The 25,286-nt window shown below is 53.0% G+C and carries 18 protein-coding genes; 7 read left to right on the forward strand and 11 right to left on the reverse strand.

Annotated elements, in window-relative coordinates:
- Positions 1 to 31: 31 nt before the first annotated feature.
- On the reverse strand, positions 32 to 1,297 hold the full coding sequence (gene phoR, locus ACYJL1_RS16520) for a phosphate regulon sensor histidine kinase PhoR (RefSeq protein WP_460896384.1): 1,266 nt from the start codon (positions 1,295 to 1,297) through the stop codon (positions 32 to 34).
- Between the two features lie 93 nt (positions 1,298 to 1,390).
- On the opposite strand from phoR, the gene ppk2 reads away from it, so the two are divergent.
- A complete protein-coding gene (gene ppk2, locus ACYJL1_RS16525) occupies positions 1,391 to 2,296 on the forward strand; it encodes a polyphosphate kinase 2 (protein ID WP_460896385.1) in 906 nt (301 codons plus the stop codon).
- Here the strand turns inward: ppk2 and ACYJL1_RS16530 are convergent.
- Positions 2,289 to 4,205 carry a glycosyltransferase gene (locus tag ACYJL1_RS16530; RefSeq protein ID WP_460896386.1) on the reverse strand — a complete coding sequence of 639 codons (1,917 nt, stop codon included), beginning with the start codon at positions 4,203 to 4,205 and terminating at the stop codon, positions 2,289 to 2,291. The genes ppk2 and ACYJL1_RS16530 overlap by 8 nt on opposite strands.
- Before the next feature lie 348 nt (positions 4,206 to 4,553).
- Between ACYJL1_RS16530 and ACYJL1_RS16535 the strand changes: the two genes are divergently transcribed.
- The 3 genes from ACYJL1_RS16535 (at position 4,554) to ACYJL1_RS16545 (ending at position 7,580) form a co-directional block, all read left to right on the forward strand.
- A complete protein-coding gene (locus ACYJL1_RS16535) occupies positions 4,554 to 5,393 on the forward strand; it encodes a transporter substrate-binding domain-containing protein (protein ID WP_460896387.1) in 840 nt (279 codons plus the stop codon).
- 126 nt (positions 5,394 to 5,519) lie between these two features.
- Positions 5,520 to 7,175 carry a lysine--tRNA ligase gene (locus tag ACYJL1_RS16540; protein ID WP_460896388.1) on the forward strand — a complete coding sequence of 552 codons (1,656 nt, stop codon included), beginning with the start codon at positions 5,520 to 5,522 and terminating at the stop codon, positions 7,173 to 7,175.
- A gap of 21 nt (positions 7,176 to 7,196) precedes the next feature.
- Positions 7,197 to 7,580 (forward strand): VOC family protein, encoded by a 384-nt coding sequence (locus ACYJL1_RS16545; RefSeq protein ID WP_460896389.1) that lies wholly within the window; start codon positions 7,197 to 7,199, stop codon positions 7,578 to 7,580.
- A 5-nt stretch (positions 7,581 to 7,585) separates the two neighbouring features.
- Here the strand turns inward: ACYJL1_RS16545 and ACYJL1_RS16550 are convergent, their stop codons facing one another.
- From ACYJL1_RS16550 to ACYJL1_RS16580, 7 genes are all read right to left on the reverse strand, one after another.
- On the reverse strand, positions 7,586 to 8,479 hold the full coding sequence (locus tag ACYJL1_RS16550) for a thermonuclease family protein (RefSeq protein WP_460896390.1): 894 nt from the start codon (positions 8,477 to 8,479) through the stop codon (positions 7,586 to 7,588).
- 12 nt (positions 8,480 to 8,491) lie between these two features.
- Positions 8,492 to 9,133 carry a S24 family peptidase gene (locus tag ACYJL1_RS16555; protein ID WP_460896391.1) on the reverse strand — a complete coding sequence of 214 codons (642 nt, stop codon included), beginning with the start codon at positions 9,131 to 9,133 and terminating at the stop codon, positions 8,492 to 8,494.
- Positions 9,134 to 9,303: 170 nt separating this feature from the next.
- Positions 9,304 to 11,523 carry a 3-hydroxyacyl-CoA dehydrogenase NAD-binding domain-containing protein gene (locus ACYJL1_RS16560; RefSeq protein ID WP_460896392.1) on the reverse strand — a complete coding sequence of 740 codons (2,220 nt, stop codon included), beginning with the start codon at positions 11,521 to 11,523 and terminating at the stop codon, positions 9,304 to 9,306.
- A gap of 11 nt (positions 11,524 to 11,534) precedes the next feature.
- Entirely contained in the window at positions 11,535 to 12,743 is a 1,209-nt protein-coding gene (locus ACYJL1_RS16565; protein WP_460896393.1) for an acetyl-CoA C-acetyltransferase, read from the reverse strand.
- A 27-nt stretch (positions 12,744 to 12,770) separates the two neighbouring features.
- Positions 12,771 to 13,943 carry an acyl-CoA dehydrogenase family protein gene (locus tag ACYJL1_RS16570; RefSeq protein WP_460896394.1) on the reverse strand — a complete coding sequence of 391 codons (1,173 nt, stop codon included), beginning with the start codon at positions 13,941 to 13,943 and terminating at the stop codon, positions 12,771 to 12,773.
- A gap of 66 nt (positions 13,944 to 14,009) precedes the next feature.
- A complete protein-coding gene (locus ACYJL1_RS16575; RefSeq protein ID WP_460896395.1) occupies positions 14,010 to 15,803 on the reverse strand; it encodes an acyl-CoA dehydrogenase C-terminal domain-containing protein in 1,794 nt (597 codons plus the stop codon).
- Between the two features lie 187 nt (positions 15,804 to 15,990).
- Positions 15,991 to 17,826 (reverse strand): glycoside hydrolase family 9 protein, encoded by a 1,836-nt coding sequence (locus ACYJL1_RS16580; RefSeq protein ID WP_460896396.1) that lies wholly within the window; start codon positions 17,824 to 17,826, stop codon positions 15,991 to 15,993.
- Positions 17,827 to 18,147: 321 nt separating this feature from the next.
- Between ACYJL1_RS16580 and ACYJL1_RS16585 the strand changes: the two genes are divergently transcribed.
- The 3 genes from ACYJL1_RS16585 to ACYJL1_RS16595 all read left to right on the forward strand — a co-directional run bounded on the left by ACYJL1_RS16585 (position 18,148) and on the right by ACYJL1_RS16595 (position 23,234).
- Positions 18,148 to 21,312, forward strand: a complete 3,165-nt coding sequence (locus ACYJL1_RS16585; RefSeq protein WP_460896397.1) for a peptidoglycan-binding protein — start codon at positions 18,148 to 18,150, stop codon at positions 21,310 to 21,312.
- A gap of 195 nt (positions 21,313 to 21,507) precedes the next feature.
- Positions 21,508 to 22,443, forward strand: a complete 936-nt coding sequence (locus ACYJL1_RS16590) for a sulfite exporter TauE/SafE family protein (RefSeq protein WP_460896398.1) — start codon at positions 21,508 to 21,510, stop codon at positions 22,441 to 22,443.
- On the forward strand, positions 22,440 to 23,234 hold the full coding sequence (locus ACYJL1_RS16595; protein WP_460896399.1) for a TIGR02186 family protein: 795 nt from the start codon (positions 22,440 to 22,442) through the stop codon (positions 23,232 to 23,234). The genes ACYJL1_RS16590 and ACYJL1_RS16595 overlap by 4 nt, the downstream gene beginning before the upstream one ends.
- Positions 23,235 to 23,237: 3 nt before the next feature.
- On the opposite strand, the gene ACYJL1_RS16600 is transcribed toward ACYJL1_RS16595, so the two are convergent.
- Together ACYJL1_RS16600 and ACYJL1_RS16605 are read right to left on the reverse strand one after the other, a co-directional pair.
- Complete coding sequence (locus ACYJL1_RS16600; protein ID WP_460896400.1) at positions 23,238 to 24,152, reverse strand: class I SAM-dependent DNA methyltransferase; 915 nt, start codon at positions 24,150 to 24,152, stop codon at positions 23,238 to 23,240.
- 5 nt (positions 24,153 to 24,157) lie between these two features.
- Positions 24,158 to 25,231 carry a hypothetical protein gene (locus ACYJL1_RS16605; protein WP_460896401.1) on the reverse strand — a complete coding sequence of 358 codons (1,074 nt, stop codon included), beginning with the start codon at positions 25,229 to 25,231 and terminating at the stop codon, positions 24,158 to 24,160.
- Positions 25,232 to 25,286: the final 55 nt, after the last annotated feature.

Below are 25,286 nucleotides of genomic sequence, written 5' to 3' on the forward strand. Positions count from 1 at the left end.
CCGAATTGGCGCCCTTTTCGTAGGTCGGCGGCTACACTTTTTGCGGACCGAAGACGACCGTGAAGGACGAACCCTCTCCTACTTGCGAGCGGATGACCAAACGCGCGCGATGCCGTGTCAGAATGTGTTTTACAATGGCAAGTCCAAGACCGGTGCCTTTTTGCGCGCGGCTTGTTTCAACATCGATCCGGTAAAATCGCTCAGTCAGGCGCGGGATATGCTCATCGGGAATTCCCGGCCCGAAATCCTGCACCGTTACCTTGGTCACATCACCTGTCTGCTTGAGCTCCAGAATGACCCGTTTGCCTGACTGCCCGTACTTGCAAGCATTTTCCAGGAGATTTTGAAACACCTGCGTGAGTTCGTCACGATCCCCGAGCACGTTAACTGGCGCCGGGTCCATATCTCGTTCGATAGTGATACCCAAATCGGCGGCGACAGGGCGTAGTGAATCGGCAACATGATTAAGCACGGCTGCCAGATCAACCTGATCTTTCACCGCAATATGTGCCTTCATCTCAATGCGGGACAAGGACAAGAGATCGTCTATAAGCCGCGCCATGCGCTCGGCCTGTTTTTGCATGATTTCCAGGAAATTATCGCGGGCAGCTTCGTCCTTGCGTGCCGGACCTCTTAGTGTCTCAATGAAACCTGAGAGTGACGCTAGCGGCGTGCGCAACTCGTGGCTGGCGTTGGCGATGAAGTCTGATCGCATGCGCTCAAGCCGCCGCGCTTCTGTCTGGTCGCGGAACGATAAGAGATATTGGCGATCGCCAGCTCTGGCTTGATCCAACAACAGGACTGTCGCACTGTACCAGCGCTCGACAGGCACACGCTCGAAGTAGTCTACCGTGCGTGCCACACCATCTGCCATGACCGAATGAACCAGCGTCTGCATTTCGGGTGCGCGAAAATGCAACATGAGAACGCCGCCCCGTTCCACCGATCGAAATGCGCCGCTCGCCGCTGGATTGACATAAAGAATAGTCCCTTCATGATCGAAAATAATCAGCGGATCCGGCAGCTGAGCCGCCAGTTGCTGACCTGACAAATGAAAAATTGCCGGGTCCCCCGGATCCGGGGTTGCAGCTTTTTCCGGTCGCGGCAACGCTGCAGATACAACCACAACGACAAGCAGCACGAGCATCAGAACGGCAAAACTCAACCACCAGGATTCACTTACGCTAAGTGTCAATGCGGTGATGAAGGCCGCGGCGGCGAGAATGAAACGCGAGCGGATAATGCGCTCCAATGCCCGGCGCCGTAGCCCGCTACCCTCCTGCCCCCAGATGTTCATCCACTAACCTCCCGATCTGCCAGTGTTTTTAGTCACTAGACGACACACTGCTGTCCCAATAACATGGATTTATGTCAACTGAGGACGTTCGCATTGGGCAAAGATTCAAAAAAGAAATCAACATCATCCAAACAGGATATTGCGCCGCTCAAACTGAAGATTGACGGAAAGAAGCGCACCTTTGATGTCCATAATCCGAAATTGCCAGATTGGATAAATGATGGCGATCTGGCATCGGGTGGCTTTCCTTATACAGAAAAGATGCCCAACGATGAATATGAAGAGACACTCGAGAAGCTACAGATAGAGCTTGTAAAAATGCAAAGCTGGCTTCAGGCAACCGGTGGACGTGTGATCTCGGTGTTCGAGGGCAGAGATGCGGCTGGAAAAGGGGGCACAATATTCAACTTGCGCCAATATATGAATCCGCGTTCTGCACGTAATGTTGCCTTGCCTAAACCGAGCGAAGTCGAGCGTACACAATGGTACTTTCAGCGCTATATCTCGCATTTTCCAAGTGCGGGCGAGTTCGTAACCTTCGACCGCTCCTGGTACAACCGAGGCGGTGTTGAACCTGTGATGGGATTCTGCACGCCCGACCAACACGCGTCTTTCCTGGAAGAAACCCCTGGTTTCGAACGAATGATCGTTGCAGACGGCATCTACTTTTTCAAGTTCTGGTTGAATATCGGTCAGATTATGCAGCTTAAGCGTTTCCATGATCGTCGTCACAGCCCGCTTAAAAGCTGGAAGTTCTCCCCCATCGATATTGCCGGTGTCGAAAAATGGGATGAATACACCAAGGCTCGCGATATCATGTTGGCCCGGACACATACTGCACACGCACCATGGACGATCGTTCGATCAAATGACAAACGTCGTGCAAGAATTGCCGTCATACGACGGGTTTTGCTTAGCCTGCCCTATACGGACCGCGATCTGACGGTAATCGGCAATGAGGATTCTCTGATCATCGGAAGTGGCCCGGACTTTATTTAAAAGAGACTGTGGAGTGCACAGGGCGGTGCGGTGTCTTTTCCCAAAGGAAAGGTGCCGCATATAATTGCCAAAGCGCGCGCCAGGCGGCTAGGGATATGAGTACCCAATAGACCGGCAAGCCTGGCAATATCCAACCGGGCATTCTCTCTTTCTTCAATGCTGCACGGCCTAATAGATGGAAAGACAGAAAGCCGGAGATAATATTCAACAAGTCAAATATGAGAACGGGGCTCGCAAAATGGGCCCCCTTTGAGAACGTGACCATCAACAGCATGTAGTTGATGAAAAGAACCACAAACGGAAAAAGCAACGCAGACATTAATAGCCCCGCTGTCAGGACATGGTAGACCAGGACGCGTTTTACACCAATTTGCCTGAACAGTTCCTTGGGCTGTCGCATCTCGACAAGCCATGTTTGCATCCAGCCTTTCAGCCATCGTGTTCTCTGTTTAAGCCATACTCCCACTTCGCTTGGCGCATCCTCTGCTGTGGGCAGAGAGAGCGTTTCGACATAATAACCATGGCGTGCAAGCCTTAAACCCAATTCTGCGTCCTCCGTGACGTTAAAAGGGTCCCAGCCTCCAACCTCCAGCAAACACTCCCGACGAAAATGATTGGATGTTCCACCTAGCGGAATGATAAACCGTCCATCAGCCAGCCAGGGCAAAAGCCCTCTGAAATGCGCCGCATATTCAAACGCAAATTGTCGTGCGATCCAGCTATCACTTCCATTGGTAATGACGAGTGGTGCTTGAAGGCAGGCCAGTTTATCGTCGGCTGTCTCGGCAAATCTTTGCCAGGCCTCCCGTAACTGACCAGGATGCGGCCGATCCTCTGCATCGTAGATCACGACAAACTCACCCTCTGCCAGCTGCAACCCGTAATTAAGGGCCTTCGGCTTTGTTCGAGGGCCTGTACGAGGTACACAGATAATTTTGAAACCGACAGGCAGTCGTTCTTTTTCGAAGGCAGCACGGGTAAGACAATCATCCGCCTCGCAAAGAAACAAAACTTCAAGACGAGAGGCCGGCCAATCAAGTCTCTTCATCGCTTCTACCAGCTGAGAGACCACATCAGCCTCCCTATAGAGCGCCACCATAACTGTATATTTTGGCAAGCTGCCGCTCCGACGGCTTGCTAAAGCTTTTCCAATTAAGGCATACTCTAGCTCTTTGTTTTTATGCAGTTCCTGATGGAAAACCGGTTCCCGCTTTTCCTGAGATTGCTCTAGCGGCGTGGTGTTGGTGTGTGCATGCCAGCCCGCCAAGAGCCGCAAAACGATACAGCCCATAAAAAGGAGAGAGAAAAGAAAATGGAATACTGACCACAGTAGATGCGGAGCAATCATTGCCAGGAACAGGCAAGTGGTGATTGCCGCTCCTATGAAAATGCCCTGCTGACCATTCGCCACTGTTCGCGCCGAATGTTTTGCGCCACTCTCGACCATATAGACAGCGTTGCGTGCGAGATGATCCGAATGTTTCGATAGAAAAAATTCAGTCAATGATGATGGCGAGATCATACTTATGCGAGAAGTATCCGCACTGCCGTCACCAAAACACCGCTTGATCTGGGCAATGTTGGAAAGCGTCGGCGTGGTATAAACCTTTATCGCAAGATCGGCGGTGACACCTATGATGCGGTGCCTATGGCGCAGCTGAACGAAGTCAGCCGCGCTTGGTGAGATTATATGAAGGTCGTCCGCAATGTTCTCAAAAACCAGGCCAGCTTCTTCGGCAAGGCAGCGGGTGAGCAGCGAATGGTCAATGCCCTGTACGGCGTAAAGTTCGTCAATAAATGAAGTGCCGTTTTGACAACACTCTTTGAATGCCCCTACCAACTCAGTTTTTGGCATGCCCGCATAACAAAGTCGCGCCGCAATCGATACCTCCAAGTGGCGTTCCGTCATTGTAAAATCACGTCACAAGAAGGCGTTTCGCGTCATCAATCCAATAAAATAGCAATCACCCTCCAGTTGCATCCAAATATATACACAATCATAAGTAATATTGTCTTGTTGTTAATAATATTCCCACACAGCATTATAAGTGTGCGTTATGAACAATAGTCAATAGTATTTTAGTCTATATGCAAATCTGTAGAATCTACTTGTGCGATGCGCAGAACGAGCAACCACCAAATTTCTACGCAATCATGTAGCCCTGTGAGGCTCGAGCAAAATTTACTCTAAATAGCGGTTTCGGTTTTCCGACTTATGCGCTAGCCTTTGTTCAAATCAGTATGTGTCCGAGACCTCATGTATTTTCGATCTATCGTCACCTTTGTGCTGGGGCTTCTTCTGCTAACGATAGCGCAAGCGGCTCAAGCTGGGGATTTTCCCCACTATTGGGACGGGCGCGAGCGAGTGTCCAAGCCTGACCTGACCGCAGTCAAGCGGATCCGCTTTATTACGACAGTCGATTACCCGCCATTCAATTTCATCGACAATACAGGCCGCATATCCGGCTTCAATATTGATCTGGCGCGAGCTATATGCGCCGAACTTGATGTCACTGCGATCTGTCAGATAGAAGCGCGACCGTGGAATGAACTACAGGCTGCTCTGGAAAGCGGTGAGGCGGAAGCCATATTAGCCGGACTGCGGCCAACGGCTGCCCTTAGGCAGAAATATGCTTTTACAGCACCATATATACGGTTGGTAGCACGTTTCCTGACCCTGAGAGACAATCAATTGAACAACCCGATTGACAAGGCATTGGAAAGCAAAAATGTCGGCGTGATCACAGACTCGGTGCACCAGGCAATATTCGCTGATTATTTTCCGAAGGCTCGCTGGATTGGTTACCCCACACGCGATCTTATGCTCAAGGATCTTAAAGCAAAGAAGATTGATGCCGTATTTGGCGATGGCTCCGATCTGTCATTCTGGATCGGCAGCGAAGACGCTGCGAACTGCTGTGTCTTTGCCGGGCGGCCTTATACGGCCCCACAGTTTCTCGGCGACGGATTGATGATTGCAACAACGCTCCAAAATAGCGACCTTGCCGATGGCTTCAATTTTGCACTGAAGGCGATGGAAGCAAAGGGCACCATATCGGAACTGTATTTGCGGTATTTCCCCATCGATTTTTATTGAGACTGGCAATAAACACAAAAAACAATCCTGACTGGACCTCGCGGGGAACCATATGATTGACGCGGGATATTTGCCGCCATAGTGTCCGCCCGCTCCACAATACAGCAGCAAAACAGGATTAAACGAATGACTTCGCGCCCAAACAGCCCAATCGAACTGACCCCCGAATTGATCGCGGCGGCAGCAGAGGCCAAAGCATGGCCCTTCGAAGAGGCGCGAAAGATCGTCAAACGCTACCAGAAAACCGGATATCCAGAGACAATCCTTTTTGAAACCGGCTATGGCCCTTCCGGCTTGCCGCACATCGGTACATTTGGTGAAGTCGCCCGCACCACAATGGTGCGGCATGCATTCCGGATTTTGACCAATGATACCGTGAAAACCAAGCTTTTGTGCTTCTCCGACGATATGGATGGCATGCGCAAGATTCCGGACAATGTGCCAGATCCTTCAATGCTGGAACCCCACCTGCACAAGCCACTTTCATCAGTGCCCAATCCTTATGGCGGTGACTATAAGAGCTTCGCTGACCATAACAATGTCATGCTGTGCCGGTTTCTTGATACATTCGGCTTCGATTATGAATTCGCCAGTGCAACGCAGTATTACAAAGAGGGCCGCTTCGATGCGGTCTTGCTGCGGGCTGTCGAGCGCTATGACGACATCATGAAAGTTATGTTGCCTACACTCGGCGAAGAGCGTCAGGCAACGTACAGCCCATTCCTGCCCATTTCACCGACGAGCGGTCGCGTTCTTTATGTTCCCATGAAGAATGTAGACGCCAAGAATGGCACAATAACTTTTGACGACGAAAATGGTGTCGAAACAACCCTTTCCGCGACAGGCGGCAAGGTCAAGTTGCAGTGGAAGCCTGATTTCGGCATGCGTTGGGCGGCTCTTGGGGTTGATTTTGAGATGTTCGGTAAGGATCATCAAACAAACGCGATTATCTATGATCGCATTTGCGAGATTCTGGGTGGGCGTGCACCTGAGCACTTCGTTTATGAATTGTTCCTCGACGATATTGGCCAGAAGATTTCAAAGTCCAAGGGAAATGGCCTTAGCATTGACGAGTGGTTGTCTTATGCTCCCACTGAAAGTCTCGGCCTCTATATGTTCCAGAAGCCGCGAACAGCAAAGCGTTTGTACTTTGATGTCATTCCCAAGGCCGTGGATGAGTATTTCACTTATCTCTCGGCCTATGAACGCCAATCCTGGAAGGACCGGTTGAACAATCCGGTTTGGCACCTCCACAGCGGCAATCCGCCAACGGTTGAGATGCCGGTGCCTTTTGCCCTACTGCTCAATCTTGTCAGTGCGTCCAATGCCGAGAGCAGCAATGTTCTTTGGGGATTCATTTCGCGCCACGTCGCCGGTGTTGCACCGGACAAAAATCCGGAACTCGATGCCCTGGTGAAATATGCAATTCGTTATTTCAACGATTTCGTCAAGCCAACCAAGAAGTTCCGAAAGCCCGATGCCGTAGAACGCACTGCACTGGCACAAATGTCAGACAAGCTTGCAACACTGCCAGCAGATGCTGATGGCAATACAATACAAAATGCAATTCTGGACGTGGCACGCGCCATTGAGCGCTATCAGGATCACACCAAGAAAAGCCCGGAAGGCGGCCCGGGCGTTGCCGTATCGTTCTTCCAGATGCTTTACGAGGTGCTCATCGGTCAGGAACGCGGCCCGCGTTTCGGTTCTTTTGTAGCGTTGTATGGAATTGAAGAAACACGCTCTTTGATTGCAAAAGCGCTGGCTGGCGAGTTACTCTGATCAGACCGTTTGGAGGGGTGGATGATTGACCATACCGGTATAATAGTCAGCGACTTCGAGCAAAGCAAAAAGTTCTACTCTGACGCGCTGGCTGCAATTGGATATAGGTTGATCGTCGAATTTCCAGCTTCGGTCACTGGCCATGCCGACGTCGCCGGTTTTGGTGAGAATGTCAAACCTGATTTTTGGGTCATCAGCGGCACACCGAACAAGCCACCACTTCACGTGGCTTTTCGAGTGAATAGCCGTGATGTTGTCGACGCTTTTCATAAGGCAGGATTAACCGCTGGCGGTCGTGATAATGGGCAACCAGGTATACGACCACACTATCATTCAAACTATTATGCCGCGTTTATATGTGATGCGGACGGCCACAATATCGAAGCCGTCTGTCACGAAGCCTGAGAGCATCATTCTGGAACGGGCGGAAACGGTGCGTCGGGTATTGTGATCGGTGGCGGAGCAACCAATCCTTCGTTTTCATTTGAATTATCAATAATGTCCGGGATCGCAGTCGGTTGAGGCATGGGAAGCTCGCTGCTTGCCGGCAGGGATGGCGGTGCACTGCCGAAAATGCCGAGCTTCTGCTCCTCAGCTTTCTTCATCATGTCCACCTCAGGCGTTCCGTCCTGAGCACGCGCCCAACCATTTGATACAAGCCAGCTGGCAACGTCTGTTGCTCCCAGTTTGCACTCCGTCGCAATCACCTCATCCGAGGGCTGGCTCGGCACATTGCATTCGATTGCGCGCGAACGCAGCCAATTGCGCAAGGCAGTGCGTGCAGCCATCCCGCAGGGCCAATTGGCACCATTGGCATTGCAGGTTTCTTCAACGCCCGGCGCCTTTATTCGCTCAAGCGAAATTTTATATCCGGACGCTTCGATACTGCCTGCACTTGTCGCGACGGGCCGGTACAGCAGGGTCGGCTTTGCCGTGTTATCGACTGGCACAGGTGCTGGCGGTGGAGCAGGCGGCGTTGCCAGACCCATATCGCTTAAAGGTTGGCGGGGCGCCACCCGCTCCAATGGGCCTACTCCTATGGGAGCTGGCCCTTCATCCGGATCAACCTGGCGGAGAGAAGGCGCATCTGTGGTTGTCTGAGGCTCGTCTTGTAAGATTGCAGGCTGCTCCGACGAAGTCCCGCTCTGCATTTCCGCAGGCAGTTCAAAATCCTCAGCAACAACACTCACATCCTGATCCGACGCAATCGTCGTTTCAAGTGCACCATGGAATGGAGCAATGAAGGAATAGGCTAAAGCCAGAGCGACCAGACCGGTCAGAGCATAGAGCGGTACTTGTCGCATGCGTGCGAATCCCTATTGGCTCGCCCAAAGAATACGCGCAATCCAATCTATATGGGCCGCGTCAAACGTTCTGTTTGTATGTTCAGGGTTCATCGACTGCAACTCGATTGTCCGAGGTGTCTGGCGTGAAAGAATTTTTGCCATGACTTCGCCGTCCCTGGTTCGAACGACCACACGGTCACCCCGACGTATGGCCGCGCCGGGGGCCACAATGATTGTATCGCCATCGCGATAAAGAGGCAGCATTGAGTCTCCGGACACTTCAAGCGCGTAGACCGCATCGTCCGGACCGATAGGAAATTCTACGACATCCCAGCCCTGACCGACAGGAAAACCGCCATCGTCAAAAAATCCACCCGCACCGGCCTGCGCAAAACCAAGCAGAGGGATTGACCGCATAGCTGCACCGGCAGCATTGAATGTCTTGCCGTGCACCAGGGTCATGAACTCATCCAATGAAGCGCCGGTTGCTTCCATGATCTTTGCCAGCGACTCGGTGGAAGGCCAGCGCGCACGGCCATCCGCAGCATAACGTTTGGATTTGTTAAATGTCGTCGGATCAAGTCCGGCACGCTTGGCCAGTCCGGAAACGGAAAGAGAGTGACGTTGAGCCAGCGCATCGATGGCCGCCCAAATGCGGTCATGTGAAAACATGGACATATCCAAGCAAAAGGAAAAAATACCTTAGACATGATTTTAAGCGGCATCTTAACAAAAGTCGAGCGAAATTACGGAAAACTTTCTTATTTTGTTCACTCACGTTGTTATTATTCTATTACTATAGAAAAGTGCGGGAACCGCTTGAACAGTTCCCGCACTTGATATCAAGCGGCTTTCTTTGTTTTTTCCGCAGGATACGGATTGAAGCGTTCGTAGAACGTATCGCCCTTTTCGGCCATATCGAGCAAAAGCTTTGGAGCCTTGAACTGGGCTCCATACTTTCGTTGCAGACCCTTGGCGATGTTAACAAACTTCGCAGCACCGATACCATCAATGTAAGATAGCGTTCCACCCGTGTAGGGGGCAAATCCAAAGGCCAGAATGGAACCGACATCTGCTTCGCGCGGATCGGTGACAATCCCCTCCTCCATGACACGCGCCGCTTCCAACGCTATAGTCACAAGGAAACGCTGTTTCAGCACTTCAACGTCGATCTTGTCGGCATCCTGTTGCGGATAAAGTGTTTTCAACTCAGGCCACAGATGCTTTTTGGCGGGCCTGGCTGGATAGTCGTAGAAGCCCTTGCCATTCTTGCGGCCCCGGCGATCATACTTGTCCACCAATGTGTTGATCAGTTCCACATGACGCGGATCAACAGCCTTTGGTCCAAGATCAGCAAGCGTCGCCTTCAGGATTTTCTGGGCAAGATCGATTGCCGTTTCATCGCCAAGGGCCAATGGTCCGACCGGCATTCCCGCCATACGGGCAGCATTTTCGATCATTGCCGGAGGAACACCCTCAATCAGCATATTGTAGGACTCGGCCATATAACGCAGCACACAACGATTGACGTAGAAGCCGCGTGTATCATTGACGACAATCGGCGTCTTTTTGATTGCTCGCACATAATCCAGTGCCACAGCCAGTGCCTTGTCGGACGTCTTCTTGCCCATGATGACTTCAACCAGCATCATCTTGTCGACTGGCGAGAAGAAGTGAATACCGATGAAGTTTTTCGGCCGCACGGAAACCTTTGCGAGACCAGTGATAGGCAGTGTCGAAGTATTGGACGCGAAAACAGCACCAGATTTCAGCACGGCTTCAACCTTTTCGGTCACGGCACGCTTGACGTCACGATCTTCAAATACCGCCTCGATAACAAGGTCCGCACCATCAAGATCAGCATAATCCGAGGACGCTGTAATGAGTTCGAGAAGCTTTTCCTTATCCTCGGCGGTCGCCTTGCCCTTCTGCACTTCCTTGGTAATCAGATCGGCAGAGTGTGCCTTGCCCTTTTCGGCAGCTTCAACACTCTGGTCGATAAGCACGACCGGAATGCCTGCTTTCGCGGTAACATAGGCAATGCTCGCGCCCATGAAACCGGCACCGACAACGCCAACCTTCTTGAATTTTGTAGGCTTCACATCGTCAGGACGGCGCGCGCCCTTGTTCAATTCCTGCAGCGAGATGAACAGCGAGCGGATCATCATGCTTGCTTCAGTCGTCTGCAAAATCTTCGTGAAGTAGCGCTGTTCAATTTTGAGAGCGGTATCGAAAGGTACAAGCAGACCTTCATAAACAGACTTCAGAATTGATGCGGCACCCGGATAGTTGCCGTAGGTTTCACGACGCAGGATCGCTGTCGCCGCTGGCCAAAGATTGGCACCGGCAGCTGAGTAAATCGCTCCGCCCGGCAGCTTGAAGCCTTTCTCGTCCCAAGGCTGAACCGGCTTCAAGCCATCCTTGATCATCTTCTTGGCGGCTTCCACCAGTTTCTTGGCGGGAACAACTTCATGTACCAATCCCATGGCCTTGGCGCGTGATGCGGTCAGGCTGGAACCTGTTGTCATCATCTGCAAGGCATCTTGCTGGTTAGTCAGGCGTGGGACACGCTGCGTTCCACCCGCACCGGGAAAAATACCAACCTTGACTTCCGGCAAAGCCATTTTGACCGAAGGATCATCGGAAACCACGCGGCCATGGCAGGCGAGCGACATTTCAAAAGCACCACCCATGCAAGTGCCATTAATCGCCGAAACCCAAGGCTTGCCCGACGTTTCGAGCTTGCGGAATAGTCCGCCCATTTTGCCTGTCGTCTCAAACAGCAGCTCAACGGCTTTCTGAGGGTCTTTTGCCTTTTCGTCCTGGAAGAGCTGGAACATGCGCTTGAGCATGGTCAGATCGGCACCGCCGGAGAATGTATCTTTGCCGGAAGTGATCACAGCGCCCTTGATTGCAGCATCGCCTGCAACCTTGTCCACGATGGCATCCAATTCCTTCATGACTTCTTCTGTGAAGACGTTCATGGATTTGTCAGGCATGTCCCATGTGACGAGAGCAATACCATCGGCATCAACGTCGAATTTGAAGTTTGTATAAGTCATATTCTCTCTCCTCAAACGCGTTCGATGATGGTTGCAGTGCCCATGCCCGCACCGATGCACAGGGTTACCAGCGCGATGTTCAGATCGCGGCGCTCAAGTTCATCGAGAACCGTGCCAAGGATCATCGCACCTGTTGCGCCCAGCGGATGGCCCATGGCAATGGCGCCGCCATTGACGTTGATCTTGTCGCGCGGAATGTCGAATGCCTGCAAGTAGCGCAGGACAACGGCAGCAAAGGCTTCGTTGAGTTCAAACAGATCAATATCCGAGATTTTCATCTTGGCGCGCTTCAGCAGCTTCTCTGTCACATCAACAGGGCCCGTCAGCATCAGGGCCGGATCAGAACCAATATTGGCGAAGGCGCGGATGCGGGCACGCGGCTTGGCCGACAGCGCCTTACCCGCACTCTTGGAGCCAAGTAGAACACCGGCAGCACCGTCAACGATACCGGATGAATTGCCGGCATGATGCACATGATTGATGGTTTCGACTTCCGGATGGGCCTGAATGCCAACAGCATTGAAGCCACCCATTTCGCCCGGCATGACGAAAGAGGGATTGAGCGAGGCCAAAGCCTGCATATCCGTTGTGGGGCGCATATGCTCGTCGTGGTCGAGGATCGTGAGACCGTTGATGTCCTTGATGTTCAGGACAGAGTTCTTGAAATAACCCTTCTTCCACGCTTCGCCCGCACGCTTCTGACTCTCGACCGCATAAGCATCGACATCATCACGGGTGAAGCCGTATTTCGTGGCGATCAGGTCCGCAGAAACGCCCTGAGGCATGAAATAGCCCGGCAGGCCGACCGATGGGTCCATATACCAGGCGCCGCCAGACATGCCCATGCCAACACGCGACATGGATTCAACACCGCCAGCAATGACAATATCATCCGCGCCCTGTACGATCTTGGCCGCCGCAAAATTCACTGCGTCGAGACCCGAAGCGCAAAACCGGGAAATCTGCATGCCCGGCGCTTTGAAATCATATCCGGCTTCAAAGGCGGACGAGCGCGGAATAACAGCACCCGCTTCGCCGACCGGATCAACACAGCCATAAATAATATCGTCGACCAAACCGGTGTCGAGCCCATTGCGGTCGCGCAAGGCTTCGAGAACATGCGCACCAAGGCGAACGGCAGGCACCTCATGCAAGCTGCCATCTTTCTTGCCCTTGCCACGCGGTGTGCGGACATGATCATAAATATAAGCGTCGGCCATAATATACTCCCTGTTGCTACCGCAGGCTCAAAGGCTGCGGGCGATCAAAAGCTTCATGATTTCGTTGGTGCCACCATAGATCCGTTGCACACGGGCATCGCGGAACATGCGGGCAATTGGATATTCGTTCATATAGCCGTAGCCGCCATGCAGTTGCAGGCATTCATCCACGACCTTGTTTTGCAAATCTGTCAGCCAATATTTGGCCATGGAGGCAGTCACCGGATCGAGCCCGCCATTCACATGACGCTCGACGCAATGATTGTAAAACACCCGGCCTATGGTCGCTTCAGTCTTTAGTTCTGCAAGCTTGAACTGCGTGTTCTGGAACTCGATCACAGCCTTGCCGAAGGCTTTGCGCTCCTTCACATAGTCACTGGTAATTGCAATGGCCCGTTCTGCCATGGCAATGGCAGTCCCGCCAATTTGCAACCGTTCCTGTGGCAATTGCTGCATCAGTTGCACAAAACCCTGACCTTCTTCAGTGCCCAAAAGATTGGATGTCGGAACCCGCACCTCGTTGAAGAACAGCTCGGAAGTGTCGTTGGATTTCAACCCGACCTTGTCGAGGTTGCGGCCACGCTCAAAACCTTCCTGCCCGTCCGTCTCAACGATCAGCAGTGAGGTGCCTTTTGCTCCCTGAGCCGGATCGGTCTTGGCAACAACAATAACCAGATTTGCCAATTGACCATTGGTAATGAAGGTCTTTGAACCATTGATGACATAGTGATTGCCATCTTTTTTGGCGCTGGTTTTGACACCTTGCAGATCGGAACCCGCACCGGGTTCAGTCATGGCAATGGCGCCGATCAATTCGCCCGTTGCCATCTTCGGCAGCCACTTCTGCTTTTGCTCCTCTGAGCCATAATGCAGGATATAGGGTGCTACGATGGAATTATGCAGGGCTATACCGAAGCCATCGACACCGACATGGCTGATCGCCTCAAGAATCGCGCTTTCATGCGCATAAGTGCCACCGGCACCGCCATATTCTTCGGGCATTGAAGCACAGAGAAGTCCATTCTGCCCTGCCAGCTCCCATACAGAACGATCAAAAATTTCCTGTTTCTCAAAGCGCTCATAATGCGGGAGGACCTCGGCCTCAAGGAACTTTGCGGCCATTTCCTGCAGCATGACTACGTCGTCAGTTTTCCATTCAGGCTTTGGAACGCCCAATACATCTTCCGGTCGCACACCCATGACAATCCTCCCGAGATCTTCTGAACAGGCCGCGCGAACACGGCCTGTGGCGGCGTTGGCTTCAGCTTAGAATGCTTCTGCGGCAAGCGCCATCATTGTATCGGCTCCAGTCTGAATACGTGCCAGATGCGCAGAGGTTTCGGGCATAACACGTTCCATGAAGTATTTGCCCGTGATCAGCTTCGTCTCATAGAACGCTTTGTTTTCTGCACCGTCAGCCAGTTTGGCATTGGCGGCTTTGGCCATCTGTGCCCACATGTAGCCGAGCGAGACCAGACCAAAGAGATGCATGAAATCGGTAGAAGCAGCACCGGCATTGTCCGGATTGGCCATGCCATTTTGCATCAGCCACATGGCTGCCGCCTGCAGGTCATTGAGACCCTTTTTCAAATGCTTGGTGTAGAATGCAAGTTTCTCGTCACCACGATTTTCTTCACAGAAGTCGCCGACCTCTTTGAAGAATGCCATGATGGCCCGTCCGCCATTTGCACCGAGCTTGCGGCCAACCAGATCAAGCGCCTGGACCCCATTGGCACCTTCATAGATCATGGCAATGCGTGCATCGCGGACGTACTGGCTCATGCCATGTTCTTCGATGTAACCATGACCGCCAAAGACCTGCTGGGCCATGACAGCATGCTCGAAGCCCTTATCCGTCAGAACGCCTTTGAGCACAGGGGTCATGAGGCTGAGAATATCGTCAGCCAATTGCTTCTCGGTCTCGTCTGCGGAGCGATGTGCAACATCGGACTTCAAAGCCGACCACAGAATGAAGGCGCGCCCTGCCTCATTGAAAGACTTGATCGTCATGAGAATGCGGCGCACATCGGGATGAACGATAAGCGGATCAGCCTTTTTGTCCGGTGCCTTTGGCCCGGTCAACGAGCGCCCCTGAATGCGGTCCCGCGCATAAATCGCAGCATTCTGATAGGCGATTTCGCCAATCGAAAGACCCTGCAAGGCAACACCAAGCCGAGCTTCATTCATCATGGTGAACATGGCTCGCAAGCCCTTGTTCTCGCCGCCGATCAAGAAACCCTGAGCGTCATCATAGTTCATCACGCAGGTCGAATTGGCATGGATGCCCATCTTCTCTTCGATGGAACCACAGGATACGCCGTTGCGCGGTCCGGGGGCACCATTATCGTCGAGATTGAACTTCGGTACGATGAAGAGGGAGATACCCTTCACGCCTTCTGGTGCACCTTCAATACGGGCCAGGACCAGATGGATGATATTCTCCGCCATGTCGTGTTCGCCAGCAGAGATGAATATCTTTTGGCCTGAAATCTTATAAGAACCGTCGCCATTTGGAACAGCTTTTGTGCGCAACAGACCAAGATCAGTGCCGCAATGCGGCTCTGTCAGGTTCATCGTGCCGGTCCAGGTGCCATCCACCATTTTTGGCAGATAGGCCTGCTTTTGTTCATCGGTCCCGTGTGTAAGAATTGCAGCTATGGCGCCCTGCGTTAGCCCTGGATACATGACGAGCGCCATATTGGCCGAAGACATATACTCGCCAACCGCCACGTGAAGCGCATAAGGCAGACCCTGCCCACCGAATTCCTGTGGCACGGCCAGTCCAACCCACCCGCCTTCGCGATATTGATCGAATGCCTGTTTGAAGCCTTTTGGCGTGGTTACCGACCCATCCGCATTGCGCTCACAGCCTTCCTGATCACCCGACTGATTGATCGGGAATAGAGTGTTTTCTGCAAGCTTTGCACCCTCACCGAGAATCGCGTCAACAATATCCGGCGAGGCATCTGCAAAACCTTCAAGATTATTGTATCGCTCAAAACCCAGAACATCATTGAGAACAAAAAGCGTGTCTTCAACGGGTGCGCGGTAACTCGGCATAAGCTTCCTCCAAAACAAAAACGAGTAAAAACAGCACGCAGAGCGTCCGTGCTGCCAACATTCAGTCTTCAATAACAAATTTTGACGTTTCCGTAAACGTCAAAATTTGCAAACATTACCTTTTTTGAGACTAAAGAGCATGTAAGTCGCATGTTCAAATCGACAATGCCCAATCGTAATGTGCCAGCTATTTCTTACGGGTATTGTCGAGAAAATTTGCAATATAAACCAGCGGTGCATTCCAGTTGATCGCAATCTCATTGGAGCCATAGGCTTCAATGTCATCGAGATAGCATTGCTGCGGTGCACAGCCGGCAAGCTTTGCCTTGGAAGCATCATCGACGAGCGATGAGTTCGGTCCTCCGGCAAGAGAACCCGGCGGCGGATTCGGAAGCTCTGGATCGATTTGATGAGCAAACCAGCGGCTATGCTGATTTTGTGAAAAAGTTTTGCCGTATCCGGTAATGTAAGACATGTTCAATGCATTGCGACCCAGAAGATAATCCATGCTTTCCCGGACACTAGCCAAATAGTGCGGCTTTCCGGTCAGATCATAGGCGGCAGATACGACGATCATATTCTGCAGGATCGAATGATTACTCCCCCAATCATATCGACCATTATCAGGGCGATATATTTGTCCAAATGGTTCCTTCTTCTGGAGCTTAATGAAATGCTCGGCAGCGCTGGTCACGGAGGTTCTTACCTCCTCCCAGTCTTCCCGTCTCAGCAGCTTGCTGCCGTACAGAGCGAGATGCACACGGGCAAGGCCGGCGACATTCGCCCAGTCGAAAGCACCATGCCCGCCCCGGCTGAATACATCACCACTCCAGTGCGGCGAACTTTTGATGACAGAAAGATAGTTCGCATCGCCCGTCGCAAGGTAAAGTTCAACGGCTGCCCAATAGAATTCGTCGCTGACATCGCCATCGCTATAGGCGCCGCCGCCGTCAAAATTTGCCTCGGGTGCGATAATGTCAGGATGGGCTTGTGCAGCCGACCATGCCTTCTTAGCCGATGCCAAAAGCTCTATTGAGAACGGCTCGTCGTAATTCTTGAACAGGCGAGAACCCTGCGCCGCGGCTGCCACCAGATTCAGAGTGGCCGCTGTAGAAGGAGCATACAGGGCTCGCGGCTGCGGGTCGTCATGAGGCAGCATGGGCACACCAGTCCAACTCGCATCGTGAACCTTATGGTGGACCATCCCGGCAAATGGCTCGCCATGCGGAACCACCATTTTCAGCATGAATTCCAGTTCCCAGCGGGCTTCATCGAGAATGTCGGGCACGCCATTGCTTTGCTCTGGCAAGCGAGATCGCTTGTCGCTCAGAACGCTTTCAGCATTCTGGGCGAAGAGCGCTCCCCGCTCCACTGTGTCCATAAGCTGGGAAACAGCAATACCGCCATTAACGACATATTTGCCCTGATCGCCAGCATCATACCAGCCGCCACTCACATCAAGTTTGTAGCTGCAACCCCATTTGAACCCGGTGTAGATTTTTGCTGCGGTCTCATTATCAAGACAAGGCACCGATGTGTCGCCAAGGTTGGGTGCAATACCGACATGCCCTGCTGGCCGGGCATAGGATAACCCGACAATATTTTCTCTGATTTCGGTGCCGCTTCGGGCCAGATAAAACCAGGACTGTGCATCCACACTCAAGCGATCATAGATATTGATTCCGATGGAAAACGCCATGCTCGTGCTGTCATCTACAACCAGACGATAACCTTCGCCTGCCTTATGATAGTTCGTGAAATCCGCCATGTGGGTTTTCACTCCCGCCATCGCATCGAAACCCAAAGGTTTCGTCGTACCTTTGAAAACGGATACATCTTCAGAATCCACAAGCTGGAATTCCAATGGCAGGTCTGAAGACAATACAATTGTTGCCAGTTTTGGCCCATCCGGCAAATAGCCGAGTTGGTTGACGCGAACGAATAATTCGCCTGCACTGGCGACGGCCGACACAGTATGGGCAATTACCGCAAGCAGCAGCATCAACAGACAGCGATGTCTCATTCGATATTCTCCGCAGGATGCAGACCGTAATCGGTTGTCAGAGCTTTCGCGTGTTGTAACAGATCACCACAACTAAATCGGTCGTTATTTTAGCGCTTTGACCGACGTCTTAACCACTTGTTTACCACGTTTCGCCAATGTCAGCGTGACGGTGAACCGTGTCTATATGTGATTTGTTTTTCACGGCTTGTCGGACCGCATGGGGCATGGGCCCCGGCTCTCCGGATTGGCCCCGACGCGCAACGCGCACTCGGCTTTCCTTGAGCACCCGCAATATCAACTGCCAGGTAGCTGGCGTGTCAACTTGAGCAGCAGACGTTCATGACGAACCAGAGGTCACTGATGGAACAGGTCAATGTCAATCGCGCCCGTCGCGATGCTGCGTCGCTGGATAATCTCAATCGCACACTAGAGACCCTCGAAAGCCAGTTGCGCAACGCCATGCGGCCCAAAACACCGGAAATAGAGACGGACGGCAGCGATATTGTCGATCGTTTCGCCGCATTGGCTTCACGAGCCGGTTTGGCATCTCCACCCCGCCGTGAGCCAACACCATCAAGCCAAACGCAAAATGGCAAACATGATCTTTCCGCAATCGCTGCGCAATTAAAGCAGCTGCGTACGGAGATGCGTGATGATGCCGAAACATCCAATAATTCGATCCTGCACAATACGACGTTGAATCGGTTGCAGCAGTCGGCAGCGCCTGCCGACCATTTCAACACTAAGCAAATAGACAACGATGCGGCAGCGTTCTCCATGTTGCGGGGCGATCTGAACGAACTGAAGCAGGCCGTAGCCAAACTTGGCCGCAATGATGCAGCTTCACATGATGGATCAATGCCCGTCCGCTATATGCAGCAAATAGATGATCGCCTTGATGAGATAAGTCGGGCACTCGTTGCGACATCCCACCAGATGCCAGCACGCTTTGCCGAAGCCGATGCATTTGAGCGCCTTGAAGCGCGTATCGCATCGCTGGCAAGCAGCTTTCAGGCATCGACGCCCGATGATCGTACCTCCGATGTAATACTACAACGCATGGGCGAACTGGCACAGCGTGTTGATCAACTCGCTGAGCAGTCGAAGCGGCCCGCCATCAACATTGATGCACTTTCGGAGCACCTTGCAGCGGTAGCTCGTCATTTGCAGAATGCCCCGGCTGCGATCAGCATTTCGGATTTTCGCGATCTCGAAGATCGGGTATTACAGGTCATCGACAAGCTGGAAGCCATGCCCCGGCAGCCCGCGATTGATCCTCTCTTCAGTGCTACGATTGATCAGCGATTTGCGGAGCTTACGCAGCGGCTCGACGATCATCATCAGATGAATGAGCACAGCGGCATCCGGCTGTCGGACAATATTGAATCGCGCTTCGACGATATGGCTCGGTTCATCTGCGAAAGTGCTCCGCAAAACGATAAGACTTCAGATGCTATCCATAGTCTCGAATTGCAGATTGCGGGCCTTGCAGAACATCTCGCCAAGTCAAATGATCATTACGCCGAGATGGCCACCATTCCTCCACGTCTGGAGGCGATCGAGGAATCAATCGCATCTAACCGGGACTTCATCGTCGAAACCGCTCGCGATGCCGCCGTTGAAGCCGTCCGCAATATAGCCGATGTAGCCAATGCTCAAGATAGTGCAGTTGCACGCGCGCTTGCTGGCGATCTGAAAATCCTTGAAGGTCTGGCACGCAAGTCAGAAGACCGGAATACAAAGACGTTTGAAGCGATCCATGACACGTTGCTGAAGATTGTCGATCGTCTGGCATCTTTGGAAAGCGGCCCCGTACCGGTCTATCGTCACATTCAGGCGAGCGGAGCCAATGAACCGACGATAACCGAGCCTGCTTTTGCGGCTCCGGCGTTCTCCGAGTCTGAAGGAACAGCTCTCGAAGCGACCACTGTTTCCGATACCGAGACGGCTGATGCCGAACCACACGCAAAACCATCAATATTCGGGAGTTTGACACGCGGTCTTAAAGGACCCAGCAAACAAGTTGCGATTCAAGATCCGGATATGGGAATGGGATCCGACGAGCCCGATATGGATCTCGATCCGAGCCTGCTCAATCATCCGCTTGAGCCGGGTTCAGGCATGCCTGATCTGAATTCCATTCTCAAACGCGTGCGCGAAGATCGGCGCGAGATGCAACTTGCGGGAAGCTCCGGTGACGGCAAGGCTGATTTTATTGCTGCTGCACGCCGCGCGGCCCAGGCGGCGGCACTCGAGATGGGAAATCAGCAGAGTTGGTCATCAAAGGAGGATCAACCGATCAGCGAAGACCAACCAAAGCGGCGTTTCCTTGCACGTGGGCGCAAGCCTATCCTGTTGGCGATCGGCGCCATTATGATCGCCATTGCCGGATTGCAGTTGAAGGCTGCTTTTGTCGATCATCCCGTCAAGCCTCAAGCAACCGCATCCACGACAACGCCCGCCAAGGTCGCGGAAAAGCCTGTTCCGGCAGCGCCTGCGCGGGAATTTGCAGCGGTGCAACCTGCACCAGTCAGTGTAGAAAGCGTCATTGCTACACAGCAACACATGCCATCGACTGTCAATGAAGCTGTCGACACCAGCATGACGACGCAATCCTTACCGGCAAAATCATCAGAACCCGTGGCAATCCCTGCGATTCCAACCGAGGGATTGCCGGATGACCTTCATGCCGCTGTCGTCTCCGGGGACAACAAGGCTCTGTTTGAAATTGGTGATCGCTATATGGATGGCCGAGGTCTTACAAGCGACTACGGCAAAGCGGCTGAGTGGTACAAGCTTGCAGCGGAGCGTGGTTTTGCACCGGCTCAATACAAGATCGGCAATTTCTATGAGAAAGGCCTTGGCGTAGAGCGGGATGTAGTGAAAGCCAAACATTGGTACGAGCTTGCAGCCAATCAAGGCAATGCCAGCGCGATGCACAATCTTGCAGTTCTGTTGGCCGCAGGAGCTCTCAGCACACCTGACAACGAAGCTGCGGCTCGCTGGTTTACCCGTGCCGCTGAACTTGGCGTCAAGGACAGCCAGTTCAACTTGGCCATACTTTCGGCGAAGGGAGTGGGCTTGAAGCAGAATCTGGAGGAAAGCTACAAATGGTTCGCAATTGCAGCCGAAGCCGGAGACAGCGATGCAGCTTCCAAGCGTGAAGATGTTGCACGCGCAATGACGCCCGATCAGCTTTCACGCGCCAAGGCGGCCTTTTCCTTATGGAAGCCAAAGACAATGGACGCCGACGCCAATGCGTTGAATATTCCGGAACAATGGCGCGCAACACCCATGAAGACCGGTTCGCTCGACATGGAGAAGGCCGTGCGCAACATCCAGCTGATTTTGAACAAGAATGGCTATGATGCTGGTGGGTCCGACGGGAAAATCGGCACCAGGACCCGCGAAGCTATTATGGCATTCCAAAAGGATAATGGCTTGAAACCAACCGGCAATATCGACAAGGATCTGGTGCAGAACTTGCTTAAGAAAAACGGCTGAGCGCTCAAGGCGCTTTGCCGTGATAAAAATGCCTCAGCACCCGAAAAAATCCATTGCGACAAAGGGTTTCGCGTTTAAATCTATATAATTTCAATCTGTGAGTCTAAACTCAACAAAAGCCCGCAAGCGAGCAAGAAACCTTAAAGAATTGCTGTCATCGTGGTGCTTGGGCGCCATAATGGGGTTTTGAGAAACTTGGGTATTTACCTGCCAATAGCCGAGATTTCGGTCAACATCTTCGTGCTGTTCGGCATGGGAGCTGCGGTGGGATTCCTGTCGGGCATGTTTGGTGTGGGTGGGGGGTTTCTTATCACGCCGCTCTTGATCTTCTACAATATCCCCCCCGCAGTCGCCGTTGCGACAGGCGCAAATCAGGTCATCGCCTCCTCTTTCAGCGGCGCCCTGACGCATTTCAAGCGCGGTACGCTTGATATCAAACTTGGATCGTTGCTGGTTATAGGGGGCATCGTTGGCGCTGCGATAGGTATTTATGTTTTCGTCCTCTTGCGCGAACTTGGTCAGCTCGACCTGATTGTTTCCCTGCTTTACGTGGTCTTTCTTTCAACAATTGGCGGCTTGATGCTTTACGAAAGCGTCCAGGCCATGCGACGCACCAGGGCAGGACAGCTGGCAACGCTGAAAAAACCCGGCCAGCACAATTGGGTGCACCGGCTGCCATTCAAGATGCGGTTCCGTGCCTCCAAGATCTATGTCAGCATTATCCCCATTCTGGTATTGGGTGCAGCGATAGGCTTCCTGTCGTCGATCATGGGCGTGGGCGGCGGTTTCATCATGGTTCCGGCCATGATCTATCTGCTTAAGATGCCGACAAATGTTGTCATAGGCACGTCGCTCTATCAGATCGTTTTCGTCACTGCCTTCACGACAGTCATGCAGGCAACCACCAATCAGTCCGTCGATATTGTGCTCGCATTTCTATTGATGTCCGGCGGGGTTATCGGTGCGCAATATGGAGCGCGCATTGGCCAGAAACTGCGCGGTGAGCAATTGCGCGCGCTGCTGGCAATGCTGGTTCTTGCCGTTGGCGTACGTCTTGCCATCGAACTGTTTGTAACACCTGATGACCTCTATTCGATCAGCCTCGCAGTCGTGACGGGGGGCGACTTATGAGGTTCGCTCGATGCCTGGCTATACTGCTTGCTGCTTTTTTTGCCGGACAACCCGCCATTGCCCAGCAGCGCCCGGCAAATACAGAAACGGTGGAGATCGGCCTTTCGACCGATACGATTGCGATCACCTCTGGTTTTCGTGGTACCGAGCTGACCGTATTCGGAGCCTTGGACAATGCCGATCCGCTTATTCAACGGCAGGGCCGCTATGATATCGTCGTGGTTCTTGAAGGGCCGGAACGCAGTTTCGTCGTTCGCCGCAAAGACCGCTACCTGGGTATCTGGATCAATGCCGAGTCCGCCTCATTCCAGCACATTCCGGCGTCCTACTCACTTGCATCCACGCGCAATCTACAGGACATAGCTACGCCGAAAATCTTCACGCAGCTTGGGCTTGGCGTGAACAATATGTATTATGAACCCATACTGGACAGCTTCGACTCCAGTGATTCGCTTAAAGAGTTCACAGCCGAGCTACCGCGCCTCAAGTTGAAGCAAAAGCTTTATAGCCAGCGCCCCGGCGACGTTCAATTTCTGTCGGCGACGCTGTTCCGCGCGACACTTTCCCTGCCGGCCAATGTTCCTGTTGGCAAGCATGTGGCGCGTGCCTTTCTCTTCCGCAATGGCGAGTTTTTGCGTGAAAATGCCACCAGTCTCAACATCGTGAAAGCTGGGCTTGAATTCCGCATTTATCGCGCTGCAAACCAGCACAGCCTGCTTTACGGATTGTTCGCAGTGTTTCTGGCCGTCGTCACGGGGTGGGCTGGCCGTCTGATTTTCCGCAAGGATTGATATTCAACCAGCCAATTTGGCAACAACAATCAGCCCCTGCAAGGGTTCGCCGCGATCAAGCCGGATTGTTTCCCTTGCAAGCGAGATCAAAGCCATGCCATGGGCTGACAAGAGCCGCTCTATATAGGCTTGCGAGTGGGTATAACGCAGCGAAGGTTGCAGAACAGGCTCATCGCTGCTCTCCTGATTTTCAACCGAGAACGCAAAAAGACCGTCGACAGCCAGTGATTTTGCGACCACTGCAAAGGCCCGATCAAGATCACCCACGTAAACAAAAACATCAGCGGCAATCACAAGATCAGCGCTTCCGGGTTCCACCTCGAACTCGTTGACATCGCTCTTGACGAGGCAGTCATAGACCTGCTTTTCGGCCGCCTTCAGCAACATAGCCTCCGACAGGTCCATTCCATCCAGGCGGTCGGCGACGGGCCGCACATAGGGGCCCATCAATCCGGTGCCGCAGCCAAGATCAAGCACCGAACGATATCGGCGCGCACCGCCATGCATTTCAATGGCATGTGCCAACAGCTCCGGAACGCGATAGTCCAGCTTGTCCAGCAATGCGGTTTCAAATGTCGGCGCATAGGCGTCAAAAAGTGTTTCCACATAGGCCAAAGGCGGCGTTGCAGGCGCCGCCGCATATCCGGTTGCCGCGAGCTTCAGGCCAGCCCCGAAGCGATCTTCCGGATCGTGTTCCAATACGTCGCGCCAGGCCGCAGCAGCTTCCTCATGCTGGCCTGCTGCTTCCAACATTTCACCAAGTCGAAAACGTCCTGCTGACCAATCCGGAACGAGTTCCAGCGCCTGCGCCATAAGGTCGGCGGCAGCGGCATGATCCCCGCTGTCGAACAGCATATCGGCATAGGAAGCGCGGCGGTCCGCTATCAGATCACCCGATGAGTGAAACGCACGCGCCACTATTGTCAGTTCGTGATCTGAACGCGGATGGCGAGAATATCGACAACCTTGCCGGTTTGGGAAATGTCAGAATTGATCCTGATGACGCCAGTGCCTGTCGGTCTCTTGTCGGCGGGAAAATCAACCTGCACGAGATATTCCTTGCTGGCGTCAGAAACATCGTAGCGCTTGCGGCCGCAATCACCCAGATCACCGAAATCGCAACTGACCGCCATTTGCGTCGCAGTGCCATCCGGCGTCTTTGCCACGATATCAAACAGAGCGGTCTTGCCCGCAAGCTGTTGCAGCACACCCTCACCAACCTTAAAGCTGATCTCATCGGCTTCGCCAGGCGATTTTATGCGCAGATGTTTCTGCGCCTGAGTGCCCTCAATGGCCGCCGTGGCACGCCCTGAAACGGAAACCTGTGTTGTATCGGATGGTTCGAAAATGCCGATCCACGTGCCTTCGCTGGGCAATTGCCCCTCTTTCAGAGGTTCATGGCTGCCGCTGGTTGCCGGATTTCCCGTACTGGCCGGTATGCTGGAAGGCTTCGAATTGATGATGCCCGTCGCCACCATCCACAATAGAACGATCGCAAGTACCAGCAGGGCAAGAATGACGAGAAGCTTCGTCAGTCCGGTAGCCTTTTTGCGCTCCGGACGCTCCTTTTTCTCGCGCCGGTAACGGTCCTTCTTCACATAGTCCGGCCGTTCGTTTCCGGCAGTGAAAGGCCTGTCGGCGGCAAGCTCTGGCACGCCGAGCTCAGGTGCGGTGCCTATGGTCGGCTCAACACGCGCATCACGGCCACGCGGCGCCGAAGGTGGGGCGGAAAAGCCGGGATCACGCGGCTCTATAACTGGCGTTGGCGCTGCAGGAACCACCGGACCTGTCGCCTGCGCTTCATTTTCAATCTTGGTGATTACAAGCTTCAAGCGCTCGCGCCGCGCATCGCGCTGGGTATCATCAAGCGCGCCATTGGCCGCCAGTGAACGCTCATGCACACCCCAGGCAGACTCGTAAATCTTCAGCCGTATGGCAGGGTTCCTGGCATCAGCTTTGGCCAATGCATTGCGGATTGCTTGTTCGATCGCTTCCAAACCGACGATTATCCCTTAAAAGAATCAGAGGGTAGCCATAACCTATCTGACTGCT

The sequence above is a fragment of the Phyllobacterium sp. K27 genome (assembly GCF_054796155.1).